Origin of the sequence: Reyranella sp. (assembly GCF_965228225.1) — a bacterium.
In the GTDB taxonomy this organism is placed as follows: domain Bacteria; phylum Pseudomonadota; class Alphaproteobacteria; order Reyranellales; family Reyranellaceae; genus Reyranella.
Window position 1 is genome coordinate 881,664 of record NZ_OZ245801.1, and the last position, 25,300, is coordinate 906,963.

The window sequence follows — 25,300 nt, forward strand, 5'->3', positions numbered from 1 at the left end:
AGGCGATGCTACGGTCCATCGATGTGCGGCAAGTTCACGGCTCAGGCCTCCTGGCGCGAGGTCGTCGCCTTCTCCCATCCGCTGACGGGAAGCGCCGGTGGCGAGGGCGGCGGAAGCGAGGGCGGCGAGGAGGCCATCGTCACCTACCGGGTCGGTGCCGCGGTGCCGGTGATCGTGTGGGACGCCGAGGCGCGCGCCCGGCGCGTCGTGCCCATGCGCTGGGGCTTTCCCGACCCGCGGGACTGGCGGCGGCCGCGGCCGATCCATGCGCGGTCGGAGACGATCGACGCCAAGGAGCCGTTCCGCACGCCCTTCCGGGCCGGGCAGCGCGGCATCGTCGTCTTCCGCACCTTCAACGAAGGCGAGGAAGTGATGAAGGCTTCGGGCCGCAGCGAGACGCGGCAGTGGACGATCGATCCGCGGGACGGGCAGCCGCGAGGCTTCGCCTTCGTGTGGCGGCGCTACGCGATCGAGGGCCAGCCGGCGCCGCTGCTGTTCTGCGTGATGGCGACCGTGCCGGCAAACGAGCTGATCCGGCGCACGATCAAGAGTGGCGAGGAAGATCCACGCATGCCCGCGATCCTCGACGACGAGGCTTGGGTCACCTGGCTCGGCGAGGACGGCGCGCCGCCCGCATCGGCCAAGGCTCTGCTGAAGACGATGGAGGGCGTCGACTGGACCTCCGCGCCCGAGCCCAGGAAGCCGCGCACGCCGCCGCGATGATGGTGACGCCGCGAGGCGGTTCTACTGGTCGGAGGGGGGCGAGGCGATCGGAGGGGCACGCATCACGACCGGCCGCCATTCGTCCGACGGCTTCTGGTCCGCGGTGTTCAGCTGCAGGGTCGACGTCTGGAGCTCTTCCGAAAGCGCCGTACGCTCGGCTTTCAATTCGTCGAGCCGCCGGCTGAGGAACCGGCGACGGCGCCGAATCTGCCCTGCCTCGACTTCGTCGTCCGAGGCTTCCAGCTTCGTCTTCAGGGTCAGACCTTCCGCCTGAAGCCGGGACAGGTCTTCCTTCACCTCGGCAAGCCGATCGATGCAGTAATGGCGAGACTGCACAAGCCGCTGGGTCCGTTCGTCAGCCATTCATTTTTCTCCCTGCATCATCGTCGAGATGAATCGCGGCAATTGCATGTCGTAACGATAATGCAGGCGGGCGGCAAAGGATCCCGATCCTTCGCCGCCCCGTTTCGCAATTTTGCGTCAGAGTTGTGGAAAGACGCGCGGCCAGCTCACCGGCGGCGGGGAGATGGCGTAGGGCAATTCCTCGTCGGCGAGCCGCGGGGCGGCCAGCACGTGCTCCAGCGCCTCGAGCAGGCGCGGCCGGGAGAAGGGCTTCTCCAGGATCGGCGCGCCGACGTGGCGGGCAGGCAGCGGGTTCGTGCCAGCCGCCAGGAACAGCACCGGCACGCCGGCATCGGCCAGCCGGTCGGCCATGACGAACGCCAGCCGCCCGGCATCGGCATCGACGATGGCGGCATCGACCCTGCCGCGCGCCAGCAGTCCCTCGACGGCCGGCAGGCTGGTGGCCGGCCCGACGACGCGATAACCCGCCTCGCGCAGGGTCCGCTGCAGGTCGAGCGCCACGATCGCCTGATCCTCGACCACGAGGATCCGCGCGCGTGGCGTTTCGGCCGCTAGGTGAGGCGGCGGAGCCGCTCGGGTGGGAGAATGAACAGGCTTCCACTGGGTGTTCGTGGAAGCAGCTGAGCCAGTCATGCCTGTCCTCCTGTTGAACCAAACGATGGAAGGGGCGGACGCTACTGCCGGGCGATCGAGGCCTTGGGGGCCGCCTTTTCGATCGCGATGACGCGCGGCTTCTTCTCCTCCGGCACCTCGCGGCGCAGGTCGACCGTCAGCAGGCCGTTGGCCAGGCGCGCGCCCACGACCCTGACATGATCGGCGAGCTGGAAAGTGCGCTCGAAGTCGCGGGCGGCGATGCCGCGATAGAGGTACTCGCGGCTGTCGTCGCCGCCGGCCGACTTGCCGGCGATCAGGAGCTCGTTCTCCTTCTGCACGAGGTTGAGCTCGGCCTCGGTGAAACCGGCGACCGCCATGACGATCCGGTAGGAATCGTCGCCGGTCTTCTCGATGTCGTAGGGCGGGTAGCCGTTCGTGCCCGTGCGGCTGGCCACCGAGTCGAGCAGATCGAGACCCGGTCGAAGCCGACGGTGCCGCGATAGAATGGGGCGAAATCGATGGTGTTGCGCATGAAGCATCCTCCGTTGAGCGATGGTTGCGACCCGGCCCCCCGGGAGGCGGCCGATTCTGCGGGGCCGGTTCCCTGGAACCGGCAACGGATCGATCTAGAAAAGTCCGTGCGGGCTTCAAGGGGCCTTCCGAAAAAAATCCGCACAATTGCCGCCGCGCGGCAGCACCTGGAGGCCCGGCACCTTTGCAGGCTTCGGGCGTTCAATGGCCATGCCCGACAAATCATCCGCGGCGACGGCAGAGGCCGACGTCGAGAAGCTCCGCCGCCATATCCGCATCCTGGTCGAGCTGGGCCGACTCGCGGGCCATGATTCCACGCCGGAGCGGTTTCTCGACCATGCGGTCGTCCAGGTCGGGCGGGCGGTCGAGATCCACCACGTCAAGGTGCTGCGTTATCGTCCGTCCACGGCCGATCTGCTGATGGTGGCCGGAACCGGCTGGAAGGAAGGCCTCGTCCGCTCGGCGACGTTCTCGTCGGATTTGCGCTCGCCGCCGGGCCGCTCCTACCGGACGGCTGAACCGGTCTGTATTGCGGACTTCACGAAAACACCGGACTTCGTCGTTTCCGAAGTGCTGAAGGAGCATGGCATCGTCTCCCTGGCGAACGTGCCGATTCTGACCGACGGCGCCGCCTGGGGCGTGCTCGAGGTGGACAGCACGACGCCGCGCGATTTCACTGCGGATACCGTGGAGTTCATGATCGCCGCGGCGGCGATCATCGCCTCCACCGTCCGCAGCCACACGACGGCGCGCGGCGAGGCGGCGGCGCTGGCGGAAGCGGCGGCGGAAGCGCAGCGGCGGGAGGTGCTGCTGCGCGAGCTACAGCACCGGGTGAAGAACAATTTCCAGCTCATCCTCGCCTCCATCAGCCTGCAGAAGCGGCGCTTCAAGGAAGGGGAGGGGCTGCGCGCCCTCGATCACATCGCCAACCGCATCAACGCGATCTCGCTGGCCCACGACCAGCTGGCGCCGCGCCAGGATGCCCAGGCCGTCGATGTCGCGGGCTATCTGCGCGCGTTGTGCGCCTCGATCGAGCAGCAGGTGGAGAATGTCACGATGGAGATCGACGCCGACGAGATCGAACTCTCGATCGAGCGCGCGGTGCCGCTCGGACTTATCCTTAACGAGGCGGCGACCAACAGCGCCAAGCATGCCTTCGCCGAGAAGGGCGGCCGCATCGTGGTCAGGCTCCAGGCAGGCATCGGCTTCGGCGAGGGCCGGCTGACCATCGCCGACGACGGTCATGGGTTCGAGCACCGGCCGTCCAGCGGCTCGGGTCTCAAGCTCATCGACTCGCTGGCGCGCCAGATCGGCGGCCAGGTGATGATGGAAAGCTCGAAGAAGGGGACATCGACGTCGATCACCTTCCCGATCATCAGCTGAGCGCGCGCCGAGGTGCGGCGTTTCGGCTTTCCGCCTCGTCGGTACGGGAACTAACCCATCGGACAAGTCGTTGACCCGTCTCGTTCGGGAAGCCGAAGGAGTCTGGACGTTTCCGGATCGCGGCTTGGGGGGGTGAGCGTTGGAAAAGACATCGGTGCTGGTGCTGATCGCCGAGGATCAAACGGAAATCGGCGACGTGTTGAAGGATTCGTTCGAGGATGGCGGCTACGATGTGCTCCTCGCGGCGACGGCCGCAGAGGCGCTGGCCGCGCTCGATGCCCATGGCGAGGAGGTGCGTGCGCTCGTCACCGACATCAAGCTCGGATCCAGTACCACCGGGTGGGACGTGGCCCGGCATGCGCGCGAGCTGAAGCCCGAAATGCCGGTGGTCTACATGACCGGCTCGGAAAGCAACGACTGGCCCGTTCTCGGCGTGCCCAACAGCATCCTGGTTCCCAAACCCTTCGCCGCGTCGCAGATCATCACCGCGGTTTCGCAGCTCCTGAACGCGAGCAACACACCGGGCGGGTGAGGCCCGGGATCAGGCGCGCGAGATCCAGCCCCGGAACGAGAAGCCGGCGTAGAAGAGAGCCGGGTCGGCGAAGCCCGCTTCACGCAGGACAGCCACCTCGTCGTCGGCGGACAGGAGCGGCAGGTGCGCCGCCATCTTCGCAGCCGAAATCCGCGCCCGTTCGACGTCGGCGTCCGGTCCGCCCGCGAAGGCCGCCGATCGCGCGAGCCACGCGATTGCCTCGTCGCCATTCGGGACACTGTGATGGGCGACGACCAGCGGCGCGCCGGGTTTCAGGCGCCGATGGATTTCCCGCAGCGTGTGCAGGCGCTCTTGCCGCGGCAGGAAGTGCAGGGTGAGCAGGCAGGTCGCGCCGTCGAACGGTCCCGGCGGCGCGCCGTCGATGAAGCCCCGTCGGAGATCGACGCGCGCGCCCAGCGGGCCGAGCACGCGGCGCGCCAGGTCGAGCATTGCGGCCGAAGGATCGATGCCGACGAAACGCCAGTCCGGCTGCGCCTCGGCGAAGGCCTTCAGTTCGAGGCCGCCCCCGGCGCCGACGACCAGGATGTCCGCCGCCGCGGGAGCACGCTCCGCCAGCAGGAGCATGGCCATGCGATGCAGGTCGGCGAAGCCGGGCACCTTGCGCGGCGTGGCCGCGACATAGTCCGCGATCATGGCCGGGTCGGCGAACGGGTGCGCCGTGTTCAACCGCCGAACACGAGCGCGCGGTGGAGTGACGTGCCGGCGGTGACGCCGTCGGCCACCGCCCAGCTCACGCTGTGCGGCGCGCGAGCGATGTCTCCGGCGGCGTAGAGGCCGGGCACGCTGGTCATTCTGTCGCCGTCGGTGCGAACGATCGGACCCATCGGCCCTTCATCGATCGCGACGCCGAGTTGTTCGGCAATCGGGCTGGCCAGGCAGGACTGCGGCGCCACGTAGAGCGCGGCGAGCGCACGCACGGGGCCATCCTCGAACGCCACGCCGGACAGGGCGCTGCCTTCGCCCACCAGCCGCGTCAGCCGGCCCTGTTCGACCGACACGCCGTGTCGCGCGAGCATTCCCGCACTGTCGGGCGCGAGGTCGGCGCCGTTCAGGAACAGGGTCGTCAGCCCCCATTCGGCGACCAGGCAGGCCTGGTGCACCGACATCGGCGTCCGAAACAGCACGCCGAGCGGCCGGTCGCTGAATTCGAAGCCGTGGCAGTAGGGACAATGCAGCACCGTATGGCCCCAGCGTTCCGCGAGACCCGGGATCGGCTCCAGCGTGTCGCGCAGTCCGAAGGCGAGGATCGCCTTGTGCGCGGCAATCTCCTCGCCGCTGGCCAGCAAGACGGTGAATCCTCCGTCGCGCACGCGGGCACCCGAGGCTTCGCCCTCGACCAAGGTCACGCCGGGATAGGCCGCGAGCTGCGCGCGCGCGCGCGCCAGGATCGACGACGGTTCGCTGCCGTCCGACCCCAGGAAGCCGTGCGAGGCCGCCGCGTACCGGTTGCGCGGCTGGCCCGCATCGATGACGCACACGCGGCGGCGCGCGCGCGCGAGGTAGGTAGCGGCGGCGAGCCCGGCGAAGGCGCCTCCGACGATGACGGCGTCATGCTGCATGGTTCTTCTCCAGGTCTGTCGATCCGCCGCGCCCGGCGAGGCGTTCGTGAAAGTCGGCACTCAGCGCGGCGAGCGTGAGGTCGCCGAAGCGGCGCAGGAGCAGCGCTTCGGCCTGGTCGAAGGCGTCGCCGAGGGCGGCGTTCACCGCCTGCTCGACGAGGCAGCCCGGCGCCTCGGTGCGGTTGCCCATGGCCAGCAACGCGGGCCGGCCGAGCGCTTCATAGACGTCGCGCAAGCTGACCGCGGCGAGATCGCACGCGATCGTCCAGCCGCCGCCATGGCCTTTTCCCGATTGCACGAAGCCGCGCTCGCGCAAGCCCGCCATGAGGCGACGGATCACCACCGGATTGGTGCCCATGGCGCGCGCCAGCGTCTCCGAGGTCATCGGAGCCGGGTGCTCCGCCATGTGCAGCAGGACGTGGAGCACGCCCGAAAGTCGGCTGTCTCTTCTCATGCAACATCATATGTTGCGAGTCGTCTCCGGTTTCAAGCCTTTCTCGCAATGCCCGGGGAATAAACGAAATGAACGAAATAAACGAAACAGTCGAAAGGGATGTCGCACCTCGCGGCGCCGGTAACATGGTACCTCACGGGCAACCGGCGGCGACCCCGAAGCGTTTCTGCGGCTTCGGGGGAGGGAGCGGAAGGATGGCGCGGAAGCTCAAGGCCTTCACGACCTCGGCGGGCTTCTTCGATCTCGCGGTGTCGGCGCCGTCGATGAAGGCGGCGCTCGAGGCCTGGGGCGCCGGGGCCAATCTGTTTCACCAGGGCTTTGCGCAACAGACCGAAGATCCGGCGATCGTGAAGGCCACGATGGCGCGGCCCGGCCTCGTGTTGCGGCGGCCGGTCGGCACCGACCAGCCTTTCCAGGAGGAGGCCGAGGCGTCGGAGGCGCCGTTCGACGCCCGGGCTGCGAAGACGCCCGGACCTGCCCCGCGCACGCCCGCCCGCCCGCAGCGCAAGCCCGTCGCCGAACAACCGCCGAACCGCAAGGAGGAGCGCGCGGCCGCGCTGGCCTTCGAGCGGCAACGCGAGCGGCGCGAACGGCAGGAGCGGCAGGAGGCCGCCGCCCGCCGCAGGGAAGCGGCGCGGCGGGAGCGCGCCCTTGCCGCCGCGACGATGGCGCTCGAGAAGGCCGAGGCGCGACACGCGGCTCTCGTCGCGGAGATCGAGAAGGAGCGCGCGGCGCTGGACTCGAAGGCCGATCGCGAAACCGGGCGCTGGCGGCGCGAGCGGGAGAAGCTGGAAGAGGCGCTGCGCCAGGCAGGCGTGCCGCGTCACCTGCGGGCGGTCTGATCCGGCCGCAACCTTTTGTGCGGACTTGCGTTTTTCCGGTCGGCTCAAAAAGGGGGAAAGGATGCGCGGGCCCGTACCGTCCACATCATCAGCTGTATCCACACATCGTTCGCCGAGGGGCTGCCGATGAGCGGCATCCGCGGCCGGCGGCTCGACTGGTCGGCCTTCTTCCAGGCCGTGCCGGAGCCGCACGGCGTCCGGATCCGTCTCGCGACGGCCGACGCGTCGTCACCGGCGGCGTCGACCGCCGAGAAGAGGGTCCTCCGGCTCATCCGCGCGAAGCTGGACTCCGAGCGGTTCGCCCTGCGTCGCTCCTTCGCGACCGGTCCCACGATCATAGAATGCGTGTTCGAGTCTGCCGCCATGGCGGACGCACTCGCGCAGGAGATCGGCGCCGAGCCGGTCGAGGGCGTACCGGGCTGGGCGAGTGCGCGCAGCCTGGTGGCCGACGAGCGGACGCTGCGGCAGCTGCTGAAGCAGGGGGCTGCCGCCCCGCTCGCGACGAGGCAGCCGGACGAAGTGATCGTCCCGCGACCGGACCGGGTCGTCGAGGCAAAGTCGCGGCTGCAGCGCATGTCGCTGGAGGAGCAGGCCGCGGCGCTGTTCAAGTCGATGACGCGCGTGCCCTGACATCCATCGTCGATGCCATGCAACGTCGGGACGATTGAGCCATTACGCCGCCACAAGCCAGGATGGAGGCGTCAGATGAACATCGAACAGCGCAACGAACTTCTGCAGCAGATGCTCGAAACCGAGCTGGGCGGGGTCAAGGTCTATGAGACGGCCCTGAGCTGCGCGCTCAATGCCGAGCTGAAGGAAGAGTGGGAAAAGTATCTCGAACAGACGACGCGGCACGTCGAGATCGTGACGACGTTGATGTCGGACCTCGGCGTCCCGCCGGCGGAGACGCCCGGCCGCGAGGTCGTGCGGCACATCGGCGGCTCGCTCGTGGCCGCGATGAAGCTCGCCAAGGGCACGGCGCCGCCGGAAGCGGCGGAGATCGTGGCCTGCGAGTGCGTGGTCCACGCCGAGACCAAGGACCATTCGAACTGGGAGCTGCTCAGCCTCTACGCCGAGGCGGCGCGCGGCGCCGAGAAGAAAGCGATCCAGGCGGCGCTCGACGAGGTCGAGGACGAGGAGGACGAGCACCTCTACCATTCCAAGGGATGGTGCCGCGAACTGGCGATCGCCTCGCTCGGCATGAAGGCGGTGCTGCCGCCGCCGGAAGAGCAGAAGGACGTGAAGACCGCCATCGGCGCCTCGCGCGCCGAGATGGCCCGCAAGGAACTGCTGTAGGCGAGGAACGCCTGCAGGATCACGCCCGAAGCCCCGCCCGTCGCACGGCGGGGCTTTCGCATATGAGGTCAAGTTGCCTCACGCCGCCCTGCAGCGGCCACGCGCACAAACGAAAAGGGCGCCGCCGGCGTGGAGCCGGCAGCGCCCGATTCGAAGCGAAGGGAGACGGTCCTACTTGGACGCGCTCTCCGCCGCTGCAGCCCGGTGGTTCTTGAGCCATTCACGGGCCTGGGCCTTGCGAACGCGCAGCTCCAGCAGTTCGACCTCGGCGCGCAGTGCGGCGATATCCACAGGCTTCTTGTCTTTTGCCATCTTCATCTCCACTTCAGTTTCTTCGCTCAATTCTACGGCAGCGTCTTTCTTCGGCTCAACGGCTACCTCGGCGGGGCTTGTATCAGAGACCCGCTTGAATAGACGTGTGACGCTGAAGCGCGGCTTCTTGCTCATTTCATCTCCGCAAGGCGTAGCTCTTCCGCCCGCCCGCAGGCCTCACTGGCACCCTGGTATTGTTTAAGGTCCAAATGAGCGCGTGCCAAGAATTCATAATGAGTTGGCCTCCTGTATTCATTCTTCGCAACAGTCTTTAGCAAATGTCGGGCCGCGGAGCGCTGGTTGACGGCCGCGAGCGCGCGTACTGCCAGGCACGTAGCCTCGAGGCGCACGGCACGATCGGTCTTCATGCCCGAAATGCGCTCGTAAAGGCTCGACACCTCATCCCAATCCCCGCGAGCGAACGCCAATCTGATTTCCCGAACGAGTTGTCCCTCTGGTTTCGTATCTTCCTCTGTCATCACCCTATTGTCCCCAAAGTTCGTCTCAAAATGATGAACAGGCTTGCTGTGATGCCGGAATGGGTTGGCCTCGATGGCGCCGCCTGGGATCGTCGCATCTTTGCCGTGCTACCGGGAAAGTCTCGCTATCAGGTGCTTCCTTGGAAACGTGTAGCGCAAGTCGGGGCATCCCGACCACTTAAAGACTTAGGCAGACCTTTGGATCGTTACCAATATGGTGCGGTTTACGGAAGAATTCCGGACGCTCACTGGTGCCGTTCAGAGCAAGTGTATCTGCAACTTTTTGCACTCATTTCCCGACTTCGAGAGGCCCGGGATTCAATGCATCGATCCAGGGCCGCCGGAGACCATATTGGTCACCGATTGCCCAATCCCTGCACAGCAATCGGGCTTTGTCGCTTACCCGAAGTCGGCCGGGGTCAGTTCGATCGTCTGTCCGTGCGGCGTGCGATCCGCGGCGTGGTCCCAGGCCTGATAGTAGCGCTGCAGGGTCTCCGACGAGGCGATGCCCTTGCGGGAGATAAGCCGTTCCAGCGTGGCAAGCCAGTGACGGTAATAAGTCGTGCCGTCGTCGGGATCGCCTTCTGCGACCGCCGACTTTATCTGAAGGCCGAGTTCTTCGGCCCATTCATTCCATGTGAAGACGCCGCGCTGCTGCAGGCTGAGGGCCATCGCGAAGGCCTGCGCCTGCCACGGCTCGGCGAAGACCGGCGCCTCGCCCTCGCAGGGGATCCCGGGCACCGTCGCCAGCACCGCGCGGACCGAACCGGGATTCTCCGTCGTCATGCCGGCTCCAGATATGGCTCGAACGCTTCGATGGAGACGGTGGCGCCCGCCTCTGCGTCGGGGCCCCACAGTTCCCCGCCGTCGAATACCACCGTGTAGAGCCATTCGCCGCGCGCGACGCCGGACTCGACCATGGCATCGGGAAAGGTGTGGCACCCCTGGACGCGCTCGATGGTGCCGAGATGGCCGCGCGCGAAGCGGGGCAGGCGCGTGTGGGAGCGGGGATGGATGTTGCGCGCGCGCACCTTCTGGCCGACCGCAAACAGGGCGGGCGCCCGCGGCGGCTGGTCGTGGTTGGGGCGGCACACGGCGGCGCCGGCCCGCGGGCCCGACAGCGGCTTGCGCTTCAGCGGCCGGCCCGGGCCGCTGGAATGGCCGCTGGCCAGCTCGGCTTCCGATACGAGGCCGCGGTCGAGGCAGAGCCGTTCGAGCCGCAGGAACCATTTCCTGTAGTAGGACGACGACAGATAGACCGCGGGCGGCAGCGTCTCGATCCAGTAGCGCCCGACGTCGATGTTCCATTCGCCGGCCGAGCCCATGACCCGGTTGAGCGCGAAGGAGCGCGCCTGCCAGTCGGCGTGAAAAGGCACCTCGTGCTGATCGGGCGCTACCTTGCCGAAGCCGTCCATGCCGCCCATGTCGTGCACGCCGTTCATGGCGCGACCTCGTTCGCTGCCTTCGGGAAGCCGGTGCCGATCATCGAATCGCGGGTGACGAGGAGGGTGAGCTTCTCCTCGGACCAGCCCTCGGTCGCGGCAGGCCGCATCGGCAGCACGATGAACCTCGTCTCCGCCGTCGAGTCCCACACGCGCACCTTCGTGTCCTCCGGCAGCGTCACGCCGAAATCCGCCAGCACCTTGCGCGGCTCCTTGACGGTGCGGGCGCGGTAGGGCGCGGATTTGTACCAGGCCGGCGGCAGGCCCAGCAGGTCCCACGGGTAGCAGGAGCACAGGGTGCAGACGATCATGTTGTGGGTGGCGGGCGTGTTCTCGACGGCGATCAGGTGGTCGCCGACCTTCTGCTGCAGGCCGAGCCGGGCGATCGCCGTGCTGGCGTCCGCGATCAGCGCCGCCTTGAAGTCCGCATCGACCCAGGCCCGCGCCACGACCTGCGCGCCGATATGCGGCCCGATCTTCGTCTCGTAGGTCTCGATGATCGAATCGAGTGCGGCCGGATCGACATAGCCCTTTTCGGTCAGGATGGTTTCGAGGGCGCGGACGCGAAGCTGCATCTCCGAAAGCTCGGATCCGTGCTCGTGGTCATGATGATGCCCGTGCCCGTGCCCGTGCTCATGGTCGTGACTGCCCGACATCGCGCCTCCTCGCTCCGAGGCGCGCAGGCTACCTCATGGCGCTGCGTCGATACAGACGGCTCCGTCGCCGCCGTCAGTGCGGCACGACCCCCAGCTCGACGCCGGTCTTGTCGTGCAGGGCGAACCGGTCGACGAGGTCGGCGCTGGCCTCGTTGTAACCGATGATCTTCACCTCCGAGCCGTCGCGGCGCAGGCGCGCGACGATCTTGTCGAGCGCGCCGACGCCGGAAATGTCCCAGAAGTGCGCCGCCGACACGTCAATCGTCACGGTGCGTCCCTGCTCGGGCAGAAAGGCGCGCGTGAAGCGGTCGACCGAGGCAAAGAAGATCTCGCCGCTGATGCGGTACGTGATCGCGTCGTCGCTCTCGCTGCGTTGGACCGCGAACATGCGTCGGACCTTGCCGGCGAAGAAGATACCGGAGAGCAGCACGCCGGCCAGCACGCCCTGCGCCAGGTCGTGGGTGAAGACGACGACGCAGACCGTCACGATCATCACCACACTCGAGGTCGGCGGATGGCGGCGCAGGTTGGGGATCGAGTTCCAGCTGAAGGTGCCGATCGACACCATGATCATGACGGCGACCAGCGCCGGCATCGGGATGCGCCCGACCAGCGGCCCCAGCACCGCGAGCAGAAACAGCAGCGCTGCGCCCGCGACGAAGGTCGAGAGGCGCAGGCGCCCGCCCGAGGTCACGTTGATCACCGACTGGCCGATCATGGCGCAGCCACCCATGCCGCCCACCAGGGCGGCGGCGATGTTGGCGCCGCCCTGGCCCAGGCACTCCCGGCGCTTGTCGCTGTCGGTATCGGTCATGTCGTCGACGATCTGCGCCGTCAGCATCGATTCGAGCAGGCCGACCGCCGCCATGGTGAGAGAATAGGGCAGGATGATCTGCAGCGTCTCCCAGCTGAGCGGCACCTGCGGCAGGGCGAGGCTTGGCAGTGCCTCCGGCAGTTTGCCCATGTCGCCCACCGTATGGACCGGCAGATCGAGGCCGATGCTGAGTGCCGCCAGGACGACGATCGCCACCAGAGGCGAGGGAACCGCGGTGGTGAGGCGGGGCAGCAGGTAGATGATGGCGAGGCCACCGGCGATCATCGCGTAGGTGTGCCACGACACGTCGACCAGCTGCGGGATCTGCGCCATGAAGATCAGGATGGCCAGCGCATTGACGAAGCCGGTGATCACCGAGCGCGAGACGAACTGCATCAGCAGGTCGAGGCGCAGGAAGCCCGCCACGATCTGGATCAGGCCCATCAGGATGGTGGCGGCGAACAGGTAGTCGACGCCGTGGTCGCGCACCAGCGGCGTCACGACGACGGCGACCGCGGCGGTGGCCGCCGAGATCATGCCGGGCCGTCCGCCCAGCAGCGAAATCACGATGGCGATCGCCACCGAGGCCCACAGGCCGACGCGGGGGTCGACCCCGGCGATGATGGAGAAGCCGATGGCTTCGGGGATGAGGGCGAGGGCCACGACCAGGCCCGCGAGGAAATCGCGGCGCGCCTGGCCCAGGCTGCCGAACCACTGGGACTTGAAACTGCTGAACATTGGAGGTCGCTGAACAGGCACAGGAGTCCGCGAGCTTCCTCGCCTGCGGGCGAGGAGGGCGTGTGGAGCGTTCCCTGTGAGAGTTGCCCGGCGGATCGGCGGCCGGAATAGCCACCCGGAGTTTCACCGGGTCCATGCGAGTGAGAACGTGCGTAGACCACGCCCGGCCACTGAATGCAATCCCGGTGCCATGGATGCGCCGACTGCAACTTTCACAATCCGGAAACGTTCAACGCCGCACGTCCATTGAGGAGCATGCGATGGCTGCAAAGAAGAAGATCGCGAAGAAAAAGGTCGCCAAGAAAAAAGTGGCCAAGAAGAAGGTCGCTAAGAAGAAGGTCGCGAAGAAGAAGTCTGCACGCAAGAGCGCGCCCAAGCGCGAGCTGATCGACACCGGCACCAACAAGCTCTTCGTTCGGCGCAACGCGCGCGGCACCTCCTTCAAGGAAGTCGAGGATGTCGGCCGCTCGCTGACGGCCGATCGTCGTCGCAAGGCCAAGACCGTCGCCAAGCCGGGTCAGGGCGACAAGGGCGATCGGCGCCGCTAGCGCCAGAGGATGCGGGAATGACGGTTCGCAAATTCGGACTGGGCGACGCATCGCTCGAGCGCTCGCCGGGACAGCAGGGCGACATCTTCGCCGGCAACGTGATCGACCAGCGCCACGGCGGGCCGATCACGATCGGCTATGGCCGCTATGGACCCAACCAGTGTCTCGAGGAAACGATGGCGGTCGACGACGTCATGCTGATCCTCGAGGGGCGGATCTCGATCACGAGTCGCGACGGCACCGTGACGGGCGGGCCGGGCGAATTCATCTACATGCCCAAGGGCGAAGCGGTCACGATCCGTTCGCACGACGAGGGCGCGCTGACGGCCTACGTCACCTACCCGCACTGGCAGGAAGCACGGGGCTGACCGGCAGCGTGTTTCGTGCGGACAGGCGGTGCTCAAGGAAGAAGCGCACGAACTCGGCGCTGGCGTCGGGGCCGCGCGGGTCGGTGAAGGACCCGAGCAGGCTGCCGCCGGACCAGGCGTGTCCCAGATCTTTCAGCACCCACTGCTCCCCGAGCGCGCGGTCCTGCGCGTCGAAACGGATCGTGCGGGTGAACGCGATGCCGGTCGGGGTTTCCCCATGCGAGACGTGCGTGCGCACGCCCGGCCCGCCGGACGCCTGTTCGCTGGCCTGGTCGCCGTTTACCGGATTGACCGTCTCGTCGCGATCGCCGTGGAAGACGATGGTCGGCACCACGGGGCCTGTCCGCACGGGAAGCCGTGCGGCGGGAGCGCCCTGCCGCATGGCCGAGAAGGCGGCATGCATGTCGCGCGCCGCGCCGCAGGCCAGGCCCGAATGGATGCCGACCGCGGCGTAGAGATCGGGATAGGTGGCGCCCATGATGGCCGCGGCCGCGCCGCCGGCCGAGAGGCCTGCGACATAGACCCGGTCTTCGTCGACGGCATGGTCGCGCAGGATCTGCCGCGTGACTTCGGCGATCAGGTGAGGCTCGCCGAGGTCGCGAATCTGGTCGCCCACCTTGAACCAGTTCCAGCACTTGTTCGGGTTCGCCGACTGGGGTTGCTCGGGATAGGCGACGAGAAAGCGCCGCGCGTCGGCGAGTTCGTTCATGCGCGTGCCGGCGGCGAAATCGTCCGGCGACTGGCTGCAGCCGTGAAGCATAACGATCAGCGGCAGGGGCCGCCCGTCATGTCCGGCGGGGATGTAGAGCTTGAAACGGCGGTTGCCCGCCGAATTCGCCACGGTGTGATAATCGAACGACGAGGCCAATACCTCGGGACGAGGTTCCGTCAGGGCCCGCATCGCTTCGACGAGTCTGCCGTCGCGCGCCAGTCGAAGAACCTCGATCACGTCGGCGCGATGTAACAACATGGGTACTCTTTTCTGTACGCTGGCTGAGGACTATTCGAGGAACGCCGCGGCGTCCAATCACAACGGTCGCCCTTGTGCCCGCCACCTTCAACTACGCAAATGGCGACGTCGAGTTGCGTCAATGCATCCTTTGTCGCAACTCCGGGCCTTTCAAACGGTTGAGGAGTAAGCTCTGGCAGCTTTGGGAGGCGGGCGTGCGTATTTTTTCTGTGGCAATCATCGCAGGTGTCGGCATCGCCCTCTCGACGGTCGCATTCGCCGAGTCGTGGCGGGCAAAGCCGGTCCTCGAGGCCCGGTCGCCGCTACTCTGCCGACAGGCCGATGTATCGAAGCTGTTCTTTGCGTTCGCGGAAATGGGCAATGACCTTTCGGTGAAGGCGGGCGAATCAGACGCGTTCCTGGTACCGGTATCGGCCGACGGATCGATCGCGCGCACCATCTCAATACCGGTCGGCCAGAAGACGTTCACCGTCGACCTCACCGGGAATGCCAAGGGCCGCGACCTGCAGGTCTACAATCGCGATTATGCCTGCCTCTTCAAGCTCCAGCCGGTGCCCTGACGACCGCGACTAGCAAAGCGGCAGTTTCGCCCGATGCGATTTGGCCGCGGGGGTGATGCCCTGTGCCGCCTGTTGAGCCCGAATGTACTTGCGGCGGGCTTTCTCCTCGGCGCTCAGGGGGGCTTTGCCTTCGCCTGACGGCACGCAGGCGCGCCGGGCGGTGCTTCAATGCCGTTTTGGTTGGGGGCAGGAGACAAGCCATATGCCGTGCCCGGCGTCCCCGGCTGGATGGTGGGCAGGCCATCGTTCGCAGCCATCGCAGGAGCCGCAGAGGCCACTAACAGCGCCGCGCAGAGCGTATGCCTCAAGGACATGGCAACCCTAATGAATGATGCTGAGCCAAATGACCGGAGCATTGCGTCGATTCGGTGTGGGGTCGCAGGCGGCGCCAAGGCATTGGCGGCCGCAAAGAAGGCAATTATTTGTAATTGCGAGGCATTCGCACTTACAATATCGTCGCCGCCGTGCCGTCCGACACCACCATCCTGTATGTCGAGCATCGAGGCTCGCTGGTCGATTATGCGACCGGCATCGTGGGCTCGCGCACCCAGGCCGAGGAACTGGTGCAGGAAGCTTGGCTGCGCTTCGACGAGGTAGCGCGCCAGCGCTTCCTCGACGAGCCGTTGGGCTATCTGTATCGCATCGTTCGCAACCTGGCGCTCGACGGCCGCCGCCGCACCGCCCGCGAGACCGAGGCCCTGGCAAACGGTGTCGCCGAGGCGGTGACGGCGCCCGGCGTGGCGGCCACCCCGGAAATGCTGACGCTCTACCGGGACGAGCTTCGTCTGCTCGAGCAGGCGCTGGCCGAACTGCCGGAGCGCACGCGCCGTGCCTTCGAGATGCACCGGCTGGAGGGCTGCAAGCTCCGCGAGATCGCCGAGTGCCTCGGCATCTCCCTGCCGCTGGCGCACAAGCTGGTGTCGGACGCGATCGCGCACTGCAAGAGGCGTTTGGGCTGGAAATAATTCCGCCGCTTCGCATTAATCATTAGAAAATCGGATCTACCGGGCGTTGGCAGTATGCGGGGCAGGTCTCCGCGTGAGGAGGGATGGAGCGCGTGACGGATGCCGACGCCGAACGGGCCTCGAACGAAGCCACCGACTGGCTGATCCTCCTGCAGGAGGAGCCGGACGACGCCGAGCTGCGCCGCCGGTTCGACGAATGGCTGAAGGCCCGTCCCGAGAACGAGCCCGCCTGGGCCTCGACCCGTCGATTTTCCGAAATGGCCGCCCTGCTGCCCGCCGCGCGCGAGGCCGGCGCCGTAGCCGCGCCGACGCGAGCCAGTGCGGAGGTCTTGGCGATCGAGCCACGGACCGCGAGGCGCCGCTGGGCGATGCCCGCGCTGGCTCTTGCGGCAGCGGCTTGTCTCGCTCTGTGGGCGGGGCCTGCGATGCTCCTGCAATTGCGCGCCGATCACTTCACCGGCACGGCCGAGCTGCGCCAGGTCGACCTGCCCGACGGCAGCCGCGTGACCCTGGCACCGGCCAGTGCCATCGCTGTCGCGATGGCCGACGATCAGCAGGCGCGCCGCGTGCAGCTTCTTTCGGGCGAGGCTTTCTTCCAGGTGCGGCCCGATCCCACGCGGCCCTTCCGGGTGACGGCGCGGGACGTCGAGGCGACGGTGCTGGGCACGCGCTTCGACGTTCGCCTCGGCATCGACGACGTCGCCGTGTCGGTCGAGGAGGGGGTCGTCGCCGTCGCGACGACCGGTGCGCCCGTGGAGAGTGCCGCGAAGCTCGTCGCCGGTCAGTTCGTGCGGATCACGAACGACGGCCTCACAGCGCGGGGCAGCGAGCCGCCCGAGCTGGTCGCTGCCTGGCGACAGGGTCAGCTCTATGCCCAGGAGACTCGCCTCGGCGATGCGATCGATCAGCTGCGTCGCTACTTCGGCGGCACGATCGTGTTGACCGACGGCGGGCTCGCCGAGCGCCGCATCACCGGCGCCTACAATCTCGCCGACCCCGAGGATGCGTTGCGCGGCATGGCGCGCGTGCATGGCGCCAAAGTGCGCCGCGTGACGCCATGGCTGCTGGTCGTCTCGGCCTCCTGACATCCGATCGCGCGCTCGAACGAATTTCTTAGAAAAGTCCGCGAGTCACTCGTTGCCCCAGTGAAGGAACGAATGCGCTGCCCTCCATCGCACGTCGATGGGCAGCGTCCGATGTTCCTGCTCTGCGGGGAGATGTTGCGGCGATGGACAAGCGTTTGGGTTCTCTGGGCGTCGGGGCGATACTGGGCACGTCTGCGATCACGATGGTTCTGGCGGCGGGCGCTACTCCGGCCGTCGCGCAATCGCCCGACGTGCAGACTGTCCAGGCGCCGGCACAACGCAGCTTCAATATCGGACCACAGCCGCTCGCCAGCGCAATGCCGCTGTTCGGCCAGCAGTCCGGCCGCCAGATCTCCGCCGATGCCGCGCTCGTGCGCGGTCTCTCGACCCAGGGAGTGCAGGGGGCGATGAGCGTCGACGAGGCGCTGCAGCGTCTGCTTGCGGGCACCGGGCTCACCTACAGTCTGCTCGGTGGCACGACCATCGCGCTCCAGCGCGTCGGCCAGGCCCCGCTCGATCCCTCGACGCTTCAACTCGATCCCGTTCAGGTGCAGGGCGTCTTCGCGGTTCCGTCACAGGCGATGATCGACAACATCCCGCCGGCGTACGCCGGAGGGCAGGTGGCGACCGGCGGCCAGCTCGGCCTGCTCGGCAATCGCGACGTCATGGAAACGCCGTTCAACCAGACGAGCTACACCGCGCAGAAGGCGCAGGATCAGCAGGCGCAGACCATTCGCGACGTCCTGATCGACGATCCGTCCGTCCGCATCGTGCGGCCGACCGGCAACAACGGCGCGCAGAACATGATGATCCGCGGCTTCACCGTCGAGAGCATGGACATCGCCTATGGCGGACTCTACGGCCTGCTTCCGACCTATTCGATCGGCGTCGAACTGGCCGAACGCATCGAGGTGCTGAAGGGACCGAGCGCGATGCTGAACGGCATGTCGCCCAGCGGTGCGATCGGCGGCACGATCAACGTCGTCCCGAAGCGCGCGCACGACGAGCCGATGAACCGCGCGACGGCCGCCTACAGCTCGGCCGCGCAATTCGGCGGCGCCGTCGATGTCGGCCGCCGCTTCGGCCCCGAGAAGGAGCTGGGCGTGCGCCTGAACGGCGCCTATCGCGCCGGCCAGACGGCGGTGTTGTGGAACGCCGAGGAGCTGGGCCTCGGGACGATCGGCATCGACTATCGCGGCGACGGCTTCCGCCTGTCCCTGGATGGCGGCTACCAGTCCCAGTACATCAGCGGCGGTGTCGGCTATGTCAGCGTGGCCGCCGGCGCGCCGGTGCCGGGCGTGCCCGACCTCAACAGCAACTTCATCCTGCCGTGGAGCAAAACCTACTCGCAGGACCTGTTCGGCGCGCTGCGGGCCGAGGTCGACGTCTGGCCCGGCGTGACCCTCTATGGCGCCATCGGCGCGCACGACAATCGCTGGAACTCGCTGTGGTCGGGCGATCCGATCGTCACGGGGCTCAACGGCAACAGCACGCAGACGCCGCTCAACAATACGTCCTACGAGACGAAATGGACGAGCGAGATCGGCCTGCGCGGCGAGGCGCAGACCGGTCCGGTCGGGCACACCTTCGCCGTGAGCGCGACGCGCTATCAGCAGGTATACGGCTTCGGCCGCGGCATCGGCACCGCCTACGCTTCGAACATCTACACGCCGAACGTCGTCGCGCGCCCCAACATCACGGCCCAGTCGCCTCGCAAGTCGAGCACGCTGCAGCTCAACAGCTTCGCCGTCGCCGACACGCTTTCCTTCGCGCAGAAGCGCGTCCAGCTCACCGTCGGCGCGCGCTACCAGCAGATCATGGGCGAGAATTTCAATCTTGCGAACGGCGCTCTCACCTCGGCCTACCTGCAGGACGCGATCAGCCCCTCGGTGGCTCTGGTCGTGCGGCCGTGGAAGGAGGTCTCGTTCTACGGCAACTTCATCCAGGGGCTGCAGCCAGGCACGGTCGTCGGTCCGACCTTCGTCAATGCCGGCCAGGTCTTCGCGCCTTATCAGTCGACGCAGTTCGAGTTCGGTACCAAAATCGACTGGGGCAAATTCACCACGACGCTCAGCGCCTTCCAGATCAGCCAGCCCAGCGCCATCGCCAACGCCGCGACCAACACGCTCACGCAGAACGGCCTGCAGCGCAATCGCGGCATCGAACTCAACGTGTTCGGCACGCCGGCCGAAGGCGTGCGGCTGCTGGGCGGCGCAATGTTCCAGGAGGCGATCCTGGTCAGCACGGCGGGCGGCGTGAACGATGGCTGGCAGGCCGCCGGCGCGCCCAACGTGCAGGTCAACCTGGCGGGCGAATGGGACACGCCGTTCGTCCGCGGCCTGACTCTCGATGGAAGGGTGATCTACACCGGCACGCAGTATGTCGGCCTGACCAACCCGCGGCAGAGCATCCCCGACTGGGTGCGGTTCGACGTCGGCGCCCGTTACGTGATCGCCGATGCGAAGAGCCCGACCGGCAAGCCGGTGGCCATCCGCTTCAACGTCGAGAACCTGCTCGACACCAACTACTGGTCGATGGTGTCGTCCACCACGCGCCTCAACGTCGGCACGCCCCGCACCTTCCGGCTCGCCCTCACGGCGGATTTCTAGGGCGTCGCCCTTCAAACACCTCCCCCGTCATACGGGGGAGGCCGGGAGGGGGCCGGCAACACCATGAATCTTGAAGCGGAGACGGCCAGCCGGTGGCCTTCCCCCTCCGGCCCTTCGGGCCACCTCCCCCGTGTGACGGGGGAGGCAAGTAGTTAGCGCTTAGGAGCGACGGTGGCTGGGATGGGCACGGGCTTTCGCGCCTCGATGGACTGGCTGCACACCTGGGCCGGGGTGGTGCTGGGTGGACTGCTGTTCGCGATCTTCTGGATGGGAACGCTGTCGGTATTCGATCGCGAGATCGACCGCTGGATGGCGCCGATGACCCGGCTCGCGCCGACCGGTGAGGTCGCAGCCGTCGAGGCGCTGCGTGCTTCCTATGAGGCGGCCGCCGCTGCCAAGGCAACCTCGTGGTTCGCGCAGCTTCCGACGGAACGGGCTCCGGTGCTGCAGGTCACGTGGCGCGAGGGGACGCGCCAGCTGGTGCGGCTGTTCGATCCCGCGACCGGCGCCGCGCTGCCCGATCCCGGCACATGGGCGGGCACGGGCTTCCTCTATCCCTTCCACTACATGCTGCATGTCCGGCTGGGCTACTGGATCGTCGGCGTGGCGGGGATGGCGATGCTGCTGCTCTGCGTTTCGGGCGTGGTGATCCACCGCAAGATCTTCGCCGACTTCTTCACCTTCCGGGCCGGCAAACAGCCGCGCCGCCTGGTGCTCGACCTGCACAACGTGACCGGGGTGCTCGGCCTGCCGTTTCACTTCATGATCACCCTGTCGGGCGTGATCATCTTCTTTGGGGTGTATTTCCCCGGCACGATCCAGTTCGCCTATGGCGACGAGGTCCGGGCCTTCGCCCGAGAGGCCTACGGCAATTACGACAGGCCGAGGCTCGGTCGGCCCGGCGCGCTTGCCTCGCTCGACGCCATCACGACGGAGGCGAGCCGTCTCTGGGATGGGGAGACGCCGCGATACCTGTTCGTCCGCCAACCCGGCGATGCCGCCGCCGTGGTGCAGGTGGCCCGCCATGGCGAGGATCGCGTCGCCGGCCGTTCCGACATCGCCTATTTCGACGCGACGACCGGGGCGCTGCTGCACCAGCGCATCGCGCCGCAGCCGGTCCTGTCGGCGCAACGCTTCATCGCCGGGTTGCACCTGATCCAGTTCCGCCACTGGACCCTGCGCTGGGTCTATTTCGTCCTGGGCCTCGCCGGATGTGCGCTGATCGCCACGGGCTATCTGTTCTGGCTGGAGTCGCGGAAGAAGAAGGACGGACGCCTGGGCCCGCGCGGCGTGCGCCTCGTCGAGGCGCTGACCGTCGGCTCGGTGAGTGGCATCGTCGTTGCAACGCTTGCCTTCTTCGTGGCCAACCGGCTGCTGCCGCTGGGCACGGTCTTTCTCGGCGAGGATCGCGCCGCGCTCGAGATGTGGGCCTTCTATCTCGTCTGGCTCGCGAGCTTCGCCCATGCCGCGCTGCGGCCGCGCCGTGCCTGGATCGAACAGTGTGGGGCGATCGCTGTCCTCGCGCTCGCGGCGGTGCTGCTCAACTGGATCACCACCGGAGATCATCCCGGCCGCAGCCTCGGCCAACCCCATCTCTGGAGCGTGGCCGGCATGGATATCCTGCTGCTCGGCAGCGCCGCAACGGCGGCGTGGGCGGCCTTTGCCCTGGACCGGAGGCGCGCGCGCGCAACTTCGCTGGGGCTTGCCCGTTGATCGCCTCGCGCATCGGGAGGAAGTTGGAGTTCATGAGCAGCCTGCAGGACGCCACCAAGGTCGCCGCCGCCTTGCGCGGCCAGAAGAAGTACCGCGACGCCATCGACCTGATCGAGAAGGCGCTGGCCGCTGCCCCGCCCGAAGACTTCGCCCGCCTCGATGCCAACCGCGAGGGCCTGCGCACCGCCGAGGAAGCGGGCTTGCACGATGTCGCGAAGCGCTTCGCGGATGCCATTTCCTTTAAAGAAACCGAAGGCGATCCGGACGAGGATTGAGCGCTGCGCGCCTGTCCTCAGGTGCAAATAGAACTAAGCGCCACCGGCGAACCGGTGACCAGCATGGCCCCGGCGCCGGCGAGGGTCGTCGCGAGCGTGACGCGCCGCTCGAAGTCTGAAGCCGCCGACCGGGCAAACCGGAGCAGGGCGAGGCCTGCTGCGACCAGCAGCACCCAGGTCACGACCAGGGCCCAGCGCAGCAGCGAGGCACCGAACAGAGGGATCTCCTGCCAGCCGTACGCGCAGCCCGCTCCCTGCAGCGCGTAGAGAAGCGAGAAGCCGAAGGCCCAGAGGAGCAGCCCTGCGCTGATCCGTGCGAGCAGGGTCATGACACCACCGACGGCGCCAGCAGGCAGAACAGCACGATCGCGAGCGTTGCGGCGGAGTAGTCGCTGAACAGGCGCGCGACACGGAGGTCGAGCGTGCGGCGGGGCGACACGTGGCCGGCTGCGACGCGGGCGTGGGCGAAGCCCATACAGAGCAGAGCGATGAGGGCGTGCAGCAGGGAATAGGCGAGCAGCGCCCAGCTGCAGGCGGCATAGGCGTGTTCCTGCGGCGCGGGCAGTGCCGTGACGCCGAGCGTCCCCAGCGCGACGATCGTGCCCAGCTGCGCCGCAGCGCCGGCAAGCGCCGCGCGTCCGGTCGGGGCCAGCGCCCCCTCGGTACTGGCGGCGAGGCTGCGGCGGGCGAACAGGCTGCCTGCCGCCGCCGCCACGGCCGCGACGAGGCCGGGTACGATACCGCCCTCGATGCGCTCCGGCGGCGGCCAGTTCGGGGCGATGACCCAGAGGAAGGCATAGCCGAACAGCAGCGAGGCGAGCGCCGTGCCGTCGGCCACCAGCAGGAAGGCGCTACCCCACCAGCCGGGCGCGCCCGCGGCTTCGCGATGGATCGGCGCCACCTCACCGCCGCCAATCGGCAGCGGGCCGATGTCGCGGCGCCAGTCGAGGACCCAGGCCCAGCGCAGGCCCAGCGCCACGACTCCTGCCACCGGCAGCAGCGACAGCCAGTATTGGCCGGCCAGCAGGCAGAGGAAGAAGCAACCCGTCACCGCGGCCGTGACGATCGGCAGGTGCGTGTTGCCGGGCAGGACGACGACATGATCGATCGCACCGCTCGTCGTTTCCACCGCCATCGTCTCTCGCCAGCCGTGGCGCGGCTGCCCGAGATAGCCCTCGCCGCGCGCCAGCGACGTCGCGAGAGCGGGGGCGTCGGCCAGCGGCTCGCGATCGGCGACGGTGGGAAGGCTCGCGATATTGTAGGCGGGCGTCGGAATCGGCATCGCCCATTCGAGCGTGCCGGCGGTCCACGGATTGCGGCGCCGGCGGCGGGCGTAATAGAGGTGCAAGGCGACGTCGATGGCGAACAGGGCGAAGCCGAAGGCCATGACGAAGCTGCCGACCGAGGAGAGCAGGTTCAACAGCGTCCATCCCGCCTCTTCGGGATAGGTGTGGACGCGGCGCCGCATACCGAGCAGGCCGGTCAGGTGCATCATGAAGAAGGTGACGTTGAAGCCTGTGAAGATCAGCCAGAACGAGGCCTTGCCCAGCAGGTCGTCACGCGTGCGGCCGGTGAAGTGCGGCAGCCAGTAGTAGGCGCCGGCGAGCATCGGGAAGATGAAGCCGCCGATCAGCACGTAATGCAGATGCGCGACCACGAAATGCGTGTCGTGCGCCTGCAGATCGAAGGGCACCATCGCCAGCATCACGCCGGTCATGCCGCCGATCACGAAGATCACGAAGAAGCCCAGGAGGTAGAGCATGGGCAGCTTGAGCTCCGGCCGGCCGTTCCACAACGTCCCGATCCAGGCGAAGACCTGCACCGCCGTCGGCAGTGCCACCAGCGCGGAGGCGGCCGAGAAGAAGCCCAGCGCCATGTGCGGGATGCCGGTGGTGAACATGTGATGCACCCACAGGCCGAAACTGAGGAACGCGAGCGCCAGCAGCGCCGCCACGATCCAGCCGTAGCCCAGGATGCGGGTGCGGGCGAGCACCGGCAGGACCGTCGAGATCACGCCGGCCGCGGGCAGGAAGATGATGTAGACCTCGGGGTGACCGAACAGCCAGAACAGGTGCTGCCACAGCAGCGGGCTGCCGCCGCGCGCGGGATCGAAGAACGGCCAGTCGAAGGCGCGCTCCACCTCGAGCAGGATCGAGCCCAGGATCAGCGGCGGAAAGGCCACGATCATCATCAGCGCGGTGATCAGCAGATACCAGGCGAACAGCGGCATGCGGTCGAGCCGCATGCCGGGCGCGCGCAGCTTCAGCACCGAGACGGTGATCTCGATGGCGGCCGAGATCGCCGAAATCTCGACGAAGGTGATGCCGAGCAGCCAGACATCGGCGTTGATCCCCGGCGTGAAGGCTTTGGAGGAGAGCGGCGTGTACATGAACCAGCCGCCGTCGGGCGCCACGCCGAAGATCATCGACGCGATCAGGATCGTGCCGCCGAACAGGTAGCACCACCAGCCATAGGCGGAGAGGCGGGGGAAGGCCATGTCGCGGCTGCCCAGCATCTTCGGCAGCATGTAGAGCGCCAGCCCCTCGAACATCGGGATGGCGAACAGGAACATCATGATGCTGCCGTGCATCGTGAACAGCTGATTGTAGATGTCGGGCCCGACGAAGGCGCTGCCCGGCGTCGCGAGCTGTGCGCGGATCATCATGGCCAGCACGCCGCCGATCGCGAAGAAGACGAAGGCCGCGACCACGAAGCGCTTGCCGATATCGGAATGGTTGACCGACACGGCGGTGCCACGCCAGCCCTTCGGTGCCCCCCAGATCGCCTCGAGGGCGCGGTGCCGTCGCAGCGCGTTCATCGCGTCTCTCCGCGCTGGAAGGCTGCCCAGCCCACTTCGTCGTGGGCGATCACACGGAACAGATGGCCGGAATGTCCGCTGCCGCAGAACTCGGCGCACTGGCCTTCGTACACCCCCGGCTGCTCGGCCTGGATGCGCAGCACGTTCACGTGGCCGGGGATGGCGTCCATCTTTCCCGCGAGCCGCGGCACCCAGAAACTGTGGATCACGTCGACGGCAGCGATGCGCAGCACGACCGGCTGGCCGGCGGGCATGTGCAGCTCGTTGTGCGTCACCTGCATGCCCTCGCCGGTGCGATGGCTGAATTCCCACGACCATTGCCGGCCCGTCGCATCGATGACGACCGTACCCGAGAGACCGGGCGCGATGATGCGTTCGCCCAGCATCAGCGCGTATCCCACCAGCGCCAGCAGCACGACGATCGGCATGGCGACGCCGAGCCCGCCGATCCACAGCGTCGGGCTGGTGCGACCCTCGCGCCCGCGCCGCAGGAAGGCCAGCAGGAGCAGCACGAAGACCAGCAGGCTGAGCGCCGTCGCGCCGGCCAGCATCGCCCACCAGAAGCTGGCCACCCGCGCCGCCGCCGGGCCGGCCGCGTCGAGCGTCGACAGCGGTCCGGAACATCCGCCGACAGCCATCGTTACCAGCGA

Annotated in this window: 28 protein-coding genes, 1 pseudogene and 1 other annotated feature; of the genes and pseudogenes, 14 read left to right on the forward strand and 15 right to left on the reverse strand. The window is 67.6% G+C overall.

Going from position 1 to position 25,300, the window contains the following annotated elements; all coding sequences use genetic code 11:
- Positions 1 to 21 precede the first annotated feature (21 nt).
- Positions 22 to 723, forward strand: a complete 702-nt coding sequence (locus ACO07K_RS04240) for an SOS response-associated peptidase family protein (RefSeq protein WP_422034650.1) — start codon at positions 22 to 24, stop codon at positions 721 to 723.
- Between the two features lie 21 nt (positions 724 to 744).
- Here ACO07K_RS04240 and ACO07K_RS04245 read toward each other — a convergent pair whose 3' ends face one another.
- From ACO07K_RS04245 to ACO07K_RS04255, 3 genes and pseudogenes are all read right to left on the reverse strand, one after another.
- Positions 745 to 1,086, reverse strand: coding sequence for a hypothetical protein (locus tag ACO07K_RS04245; protein ID WP_422034651.1), 342 nt, complete (start codon positions 1,084 to 1,086; stop codon positions 745 to 747).
- Positions 1,087 to 1,203: 117 nt separating this feature from the next.
- Positions 1,204 to 1,719, reverse strand: a complete 516-nt coding sequence (locus ACO07K_RS04250; protein WP_422034652.1) for a response regulator — start codon at positions 1,717 to 1,719, stop codon at positions 1,204 to 1,206.
- A 41-nt stretch (positions 1,720 to 1,760) separates the two neighbouring features.
- Positions 1,761 to 2,212 (reverse strand): annotated as a pseudogene (locus ACO07K_RS04255) (Hsp20 family protein).
- Between the two features lie 209 nt (positions 2,213 to 2,421).
- On the opposite strand from ACO07K_RS04255, the gene ACO07K_RS04260 reads away from it, so the two are divergent.
- Together ACO07K_RS04260 and ACO07K_RS04265 are read left to right on the forward strand one after the other, a co-directional pair.
- Positions 2,422 to 3,594 (forward strand): histidine kinase dimerization/phosphoacceptor domain -containing protein, encoded by a 1,173-nt coding sequence (locus tag ACO07K_RS04260; RefSeq protein ID WP_422034653.1) that lies wholly within the window; start codon positions 2,422 to 2,424, stop codon positions 3,592 to 3,594.
- 154 nt (positions 3,595 to 3,748) lie between these two features.
- The gene (locus ACO07K_RS04265) at positions 3,749 to 4,126 is read left to right on the forward strand and encodes a response regulator (protein WP_422034654.1); all 378 of its coding nucleotides are present in this window, start codon (positions 3,749 to 3,751) and stop codon (positions 4,124 to 4,126) included.
- Between the two features lie 9 nt (positions 4,127 to 4,135).
- On the opposite strand, the gene ACO07K_RS04270 is transcribed toward ACO07K_RS04265, so the two are convergent.
- The 3 genes from ACO07K_RS04270 to ACO07K_RS04280 are packed head-to-tail and all read right to left on the reverse strand — an operon-like array spanning position 4,136 to position 6,160.
- The gene (locus ACO07K_RS04270) at positions 4,136 to 4,780 is read right to left on the reverse strand and encodes a class I SAM-dependent methyltransferase (protein WP_422036628.1); all 645 of its coding nucleotides are present in this window, start codon (positions 4,778 to 4,780) and stop codon (positions 4,136 to 4,138) included.
- A 29-nt stretch (positions 4,781 to 4,809) separates the two neighbouring features.
- The gene (locus tag ACO07K_RS04275) at positions 4,810 to 5,706 is read right to left on the reverse strand and encodes an NAD(P)/FAD-dependent oxidoreductase (RefSeq protein WP_422034655.1); all 897 of its coding nucleotides are present in this window, start codon (positions 5,704 to 5,706) and stop codon (positions 4,810 to 4,812) included.
- Positions 5,696 to 6,160 carry an Rrf2 family transcriptional regulator gene (locus tag ACO07K_RS04280; protein ID WP_422034656.1) on the reverse strand — a complete coding sequence of 155 codons (465 nt, stop codon included), beginning with the start codon at positions 6,158 to 6,160 and terminating at the stop codon, positions 5,696 to 5,698. The genes ACO07K_RS04275 and ACO07K_RS04280 overlap by 11 nt, the downstream gene beginning before the upstream one ends.
- A 194-nt stretch (positions 6,161 to 6,354) precedes the next feature.
- Here ACO07K_RS04280 and ACO07K_RS04285 point away from each other — a divergent pair, with 194 nt between their 5' ends.
- The 3 genes from ACO07K_RS04285 (at position 6,355) to ACO07K_RS04295 (ending at position 8,298) form a co-directional block, all read left to right on the forward strand.
- The gene (locus ACO07K_RS04285) at positions 6,355 to 7,002 is read left to right on the forward strand and encodes a cell envelope biogenesis protein TolA (protein WP_422034657.1); all 648 of its coding nucleotides are present in this window, start codon (positions 6,355 to 6,357) and stop codon (positions 7,000 to 7,002) included.
- 126 nt (positions 7,003 to 7,128) lie between these two features.
- Positions 7,129 to 7,632 carry a hypothetical protein gene (locus ACO07K_RS04290; RefSeq protein ID WP_422034658.1) on the forward strand — a complete coding sequence of 168 codons (504 nt, stop codon included), beginning with the start codon at positions 7,129 to 7,131 and terminating at the stop codon, positions 7,630 to 7,632.
- 75 nt (positions 7,633 to 7,707) lie between these two features.
- Entirely contained in the window at positions 7,708 to 8,298 is a 591-nt protein-coding gene (locus ACO07K_RS04295) for a hypothetical protein (RefSeq protein ID WP_422034659.1), read from the forward strand.
- Between the two features lie 171 nt (positions 8,299 to 8,469).
- Here the strand turns inward: ACO07K_RS04295 and ACO07K_RS04300 are convergent, their stop codons facing one another.
- From ACO07K_RS04300 to ACO07K_RS04320, 5 genes are all read right to left on the reverse strand, one after another.
- Positions 8,470 to 8,745: a hypothetical protein gene (locus ACO07K_RS04300; RefSeq protein WP_422034660.1), complete on the reverse strand. Its 276-nt coding sequence runs from the start codon at positions 8,743 to 8,745 to the stop codon at positions 8,470 to 8,472.
- A 743-nt stretch (positions 8,746 to 9,488) separates the two neighbouring features.
- Positions 9,489 to 9,875, reverse strand: coding sequence for a nitrile hydratase accessory protein (locus ACO07K_RS04305; RefSeq protein WP_422034661.1), 387 nt, complete (start codon positions 9,873 to 9,875; stop codon positions 9,489 to 9,491).
- Positions 9,872 to 10,531, reverse strand: coding sequence for a nitrile hydratase subunit beta (gene nthB / locus ACO07K_RS04310; RefSeq protein WP_422034662.1), 660 nt, complete (start codon positions 10,529 to 10,531; stop codon positions 9,872 to 9,874). Before nthB ends, ACO07K_RS04305 begins: the two co-directional genes overlap by 4 nt.
- Positions 10,528 to 11,187, reverse strand: coding sequence for a nitrile hydratase subunit alpha (gene nthA / locus ACO07K_RS04315; protein WP_422034663.1), 660 nt, complete (start codon positions 11,185 to 11,187; stop codon positions 10,528 to 10,530). Before nthA ends, nthB begins: the two co-directional genes overlap by 4 nt.
- Before the next feature lie 73 nt (positions 11,188 to 11,260).
- Positions 11,261 to 12,739 carry a SulP family inorganic anion transporter gene (locus ACO07K_RS04320; RefSeq protein WP_422034664.1) on the reverse strand — a complete coding sequence of 493 codons (1,479 nt, stop codon included), beginning with the start codon at positions 12,737 to 12,739 and terminating at the stop codon, positions 11,261 to 11,263.
- 81 nt (positions 12,740 to 12,820) lie between these two features.
- Positions 12,821 to 12,876, reverse strand: a sequence feature (sul1 is cis-regulatory element that is thought to sense ions involved in sulfur or methionine metabolism; They are found in Alphaproteobacteria).
- A 123-nt stretch (positions 12,877 to 12,999) separates the two neighbouring features.
- On the opposite strand from ACO07K_RS04320, the gene ACO07K_RS04325 reads away from it, so the two are divergent.
- Positions 13,000 to 13,287 (forward strand): hypothetical protein, encoded by a 288-nt coding sequence (locus tag ACO07K_RS04325; RefSeq protein WP_422036731.1) that lies wholly within the window; start codon positions 13,000 to 13,002, stop codon positions 13,285 to 13,287.
- A gap of 17 nt (positions 13,288 to 13,304) precedes the next feature.
- Positions 13,305 to 13,655, forward strand: coding sequence for an ethanolamine utilization protein (locus ACO07K_RS04330; protein ID WP_422034665.1), 351 nt, complete (start codon positions 13,305 to 13,307; stop codon positions 13,653 to 13,655).
- On the opposite strand, the gene ACO07K_RS04335 is transcribed toward ACO07K_RS04330, so the two are convergent.
- Positions 13,621 to 14,625 carry an alpha/beta hydrolase family esterase gene (locus tag ACO07K_RS04335; protein WP_422034666.1) on the reverse strand — a complete coding sequence of 335 codons (1,005 nt, stop codon included), beginning with the start codon at positions 14,623 to 14,625 and terminating at the stop codon, positions 13,621 to 13,623. The two genes, ACO07K_RS04330 and ACO07K_RS04335, sit on opposite strands and share 35 nt — an antisense overlap.
- Before the next feature lie 194 nt (positions 14,626 to 14,819).
- On the opposite strand from ACO07K_RS04335, the gene ACO07K_RS04340 reads away from it, so the two are divergent.
- The 6 genes from ACO07K_RS04340 to ACO07K_RS04365 all read left to right on the forward strand — a co-directional run bounded on the left by ACO07K_RS04340 (position 14,820) and on the right by ACO07K_RS04365 (position 21,832).
- Positions 14,820 to 15,185 carry a hypothetical protein gene (locus tag ACO07K_RS04340; protein WP_422034667.1) on the forward strand — a complete coding sequence of 122 codons (366 nt, stop codon included), beginning with the start codon at positions 14,820 to 14,822 and terminating at the stop codon, positions 15,183 to 15,185.
- A 428-nt stretch (positions 15,186 to 15,613) separates the two neighbouring features.
- Complete coding sequence (locus ACO07K_RS04345; protein WP_422034668.1) at positions 15,614 to 16,150, forward strand: sigma-70 family RNA polymerase sigma factor; 537 nt, start codon at positions 15,614 to 15,616, stop codon at positions 16,148 to 16,150.
- 92 nt (positions 16,151 to 16,242) lie between these two features.
- Positions 16,243 to 17,235: a FecR family protein gene (locus tag ACO07K_RS04350; RefSeq protein WP_422034669.1), complete on the forward strand. Its 993-nt coding sequence runs from the start codon at positions 16,243 to 16,245 to the stop codon at positions 17,233 to 17,235.
- Positions 17,236 to 17,378: 143 nt separating this feature from the next.
- Positions 17,379 to 19,844, forward strand: a complete 2,466-nt coding sequence (locus tag ACO07K_RS04355; RefSeq protein ID WP_422034670.1) for a TonB-dependent siderophore receptor — start codon at positions 17,379 to 17,381, stop codon at positions 19,842 to 19,844.
- Positions 19,845 to 20,024: 180 nt separating this feature from the next.
- The gene (locus tag ACO07K_RS04360; RefSeq protein ID WP_422036629.1) at positions 20,025 to 21,557 is read left to right on the forward strand and encodes a PepSY-associated TM helix domain-containing protein; all 1,533 of its coding nucleotides are present in this window, start codon (positions 20,025 to 20,027) and stop codon (positions 21,555 to 21,557) included.
- A gap of 32 nt (positions 21,558 to 21,589) precedes the next feature.
- A complete protein-coding gene (locus tag ACO07K_RS04365; protein WP_422034671.1) occupies positions 21,590 to 21,832 on the forward strand; it encodes a hypothetical protein in 243 nt (80 codons plus the stop codon).
- 17 nt (positions 21,833 to 21,849) lie between these two features.
- Here the strand turns inward: ACO07K_RS04365 and ACO07K_RS04370 are convergent, their stop codons facing one another.
- Genes ACO07K_RS04370 through coxB form a run of 3 tightly spaced genes read right to left on the reverse strand, consistent with a single transcriptional unit; the run spans position 21,850 to position 25,288 of the window.
- Positions 21,850 to 22,161 carry a hypothetical protein gene (locus tag ACO07K_RS04370; protein WP_422034672.1) on the reverse strand — a complete coding sequence of 104 codons (312 nt, stop codon included), beginning with the start codon at positions 22,159 to 22,161 and terminating at the stop codon, positions 21,850 to 21,852.
- Positions 22,158 to 24,650 (reverse strand): cytochrome c oxidase subunit I, encoded by a 2,493-nt coding sequence (gene ctaD / locus ACO07K_RS04375; RefSeq protein ID WP_422034673.1) that lies wholly within the window; start codon positions 24,648 to 24,650, stop codon positions 22,158 to 22,160. Before ctaD ends, ACO07K_RS04370 begins: the two co-directional genes overlap by 4 nt.
- Entirely contained in the window at positions 24,647 to 25,288 is a 642-nt protein-coding gene (coxB, locus tag ACO07K_RS04380; protein ID WP_422034674.1) for a cytochrome c oxidase subunit II, read from the reverse strand. The genes ctaD and coxB overlap by 4 nt, the downstream gene beginning before the upstream one ends.
- Positions 25,289 to 25,300 lie beyond the last annotated feature (12 nt).

Bases quoted from the DNA above. Each gene is read 5' to 3' on its own strand.
- ACO07K_RS04240 (WP_422034650.1), top strand. From the start codon at position 22: ATGTGCGGCAAGTTCACGGCTCAGGCCTCCTGGCGCGAGGTCGTCGCC.
- ACO07K_RS04245 (WP_422034651.1), bottom strand. From the start codon at position 1,086: ATGGCTGACGAACGGACCCAGCGGCTTGTGCAGTCTCGCCATTACTGC.
- ACO07K_RS04250 (WP_422034652.1), bottom strand. From the start codon at position 1,719: ATGACTGGCTCAGCTGCTTCCACGAACACCCAGTGGAAGCCTGTTCAT.
- ACO07K_RS04260 (WP_422034653.1), top strand. From the start codon at position 2,422: ATGCCCGACAAATCATCCGCGGCGACGGCAGAGGCCGACGTCGAGAAG.
- ACO07K_RS04270 (WP_422036628.1), bottom strand. From the start codon at position 4,780: ATGATCGCGGACTATGTCGCGGCCACGCCGCGCAAGGTGCCCGGCTTC.
- ACO07K_RS04275 (WP_422034655.1), bottom strand. From the start codon at position 5,706: ATGCAGCATGACGCCGTCATCGTCGGAGGCGCCTTCGCCGGGCTCGCC.
- ACO07K_RS04280 (WP_422034656.1), bottom strand. From the start codon at position 6,160: ATGAGAAGAGACAGCCGACTTTCGGGCGTGCTCCACGTCCTGCTGCAC.
- ACO07K_RS04285 (WP_422034657.1), top strand. From the start codon at position 6,355: ATGGCGCGGAAGCTCAAGGCCTTCACGACCTCGGCGGGCTTCTTCGAT.
- ACO07K_RS04290 (WP_422034658.1), top strand. From the start codon at position 7,129: ATGAGCGGCATCCGCGGCCGGCGGCTCGACTGGTCGGCCTTCTTCCAG.
- ACO07K_RS04295 (WP_422034659.1), top strand. From the start codon at position 7,708: ATGAACATCGAACAGCGCAACGAACTTCTGCAGCAGATGCTCGAAACC.
- ACO07K_RS04300 (WP_422034660.1), bottom strand. From the start codon at position 8,745: ATGAGCAAGAAGCCGCGCTTCAGCGTCACACGTCTATTCAAGCGGGTC.
- ACO07K_RS04305 (WP_422034661.1), bottom strand. From the start codon at position 9,875: ATGACGACGGAGAATCCCGGTTCGGTCCGCGCGGTGCTGGCGACGGTG.
- nthB (WP_422034662.1), bottom strand. From the start codon at position 10,531: ATGAACGGCGTGCACGACATGGGCGGCATGGACGGCTTCGGCAAGGTA.
- nthA (WP_422034663.1), bottom strand. From the start codon at position 11,187: ATGTCGGGCAGTCACGACCATGAGCACGGGCACGGGCACGGGCATCAT.
- ACO07K_RS04320 (WP_422034664.1), bottom strand. From the start codon at position 12,739: ATGTTCAGCAGTTTCAAGTCCCAGTGGTTCGGCAGCCTGGGCCAGGCG.
- ACO07K_RS04325 (WP_422036731.1), top strand. From the start codon at position 13,000: ATGGCTGCAAAGAAGAAGATCGCGAAGAAAAAGGTCGCCAAGAAAAAA.
- ACO07K_RS04330 (WP_422034665.1), top strand. From the start codon at position 13,305: ATGACGGTTCGCAAATTCGGACTGGGCGACGCATCGCTCGAGCGCTCG.
- ACO07K_RS04335 (WP_422034666.1), bottom strand. From the start codon at position 14,625: ATGTTGTTACATCGCGCCGACGTGATCGAGGTTCTTCGACTGGCGCGC.
- ACO07K_RS04355 (WP_422034670.1), top strand. From the start codon at position 17,379: ATGGACAAGCGTTTGGGTTCTCTGGGCGTCGGGGCGATACTGGGCACG.
- ACO07K_RS04360 (WP_422036629.1), top strand. From the start codon at position 20,025: ATGGGCACGGGCTTTCGCGCCTCGATGGACTGGCTGCACACCTGGGCC.
- ACO07K_RS04365 (WP_422034671.1), top strand. From the start codon at position 21,590: ATGAGCAGCCTGCAGGACGCCACCAAGGTCGCCGCCGCCTTGCGCGGC.
- ACO07K_RS04370 (WP_422034672.1), bottom strand. From the start codon at position 22,161: ATGACCCTGCTCGCACGGATCAGCGCAGGGCTGCTCCTCTGGGCCTTC.
- ctaD (WP_422034673.1), bottom strand. From the start codon at position 24,650: ATGAACGCGCTGCGACGGCACCGCGCCCTCGAGGCGATCTGGGGGGCA.
- coxB (WP_422034674.1), bottom strand. From the start codon at position 25,288: ATGGCTGTCGGCGGATGTTCCGGACCGCTGTCGACGCTCGACGCGGCC.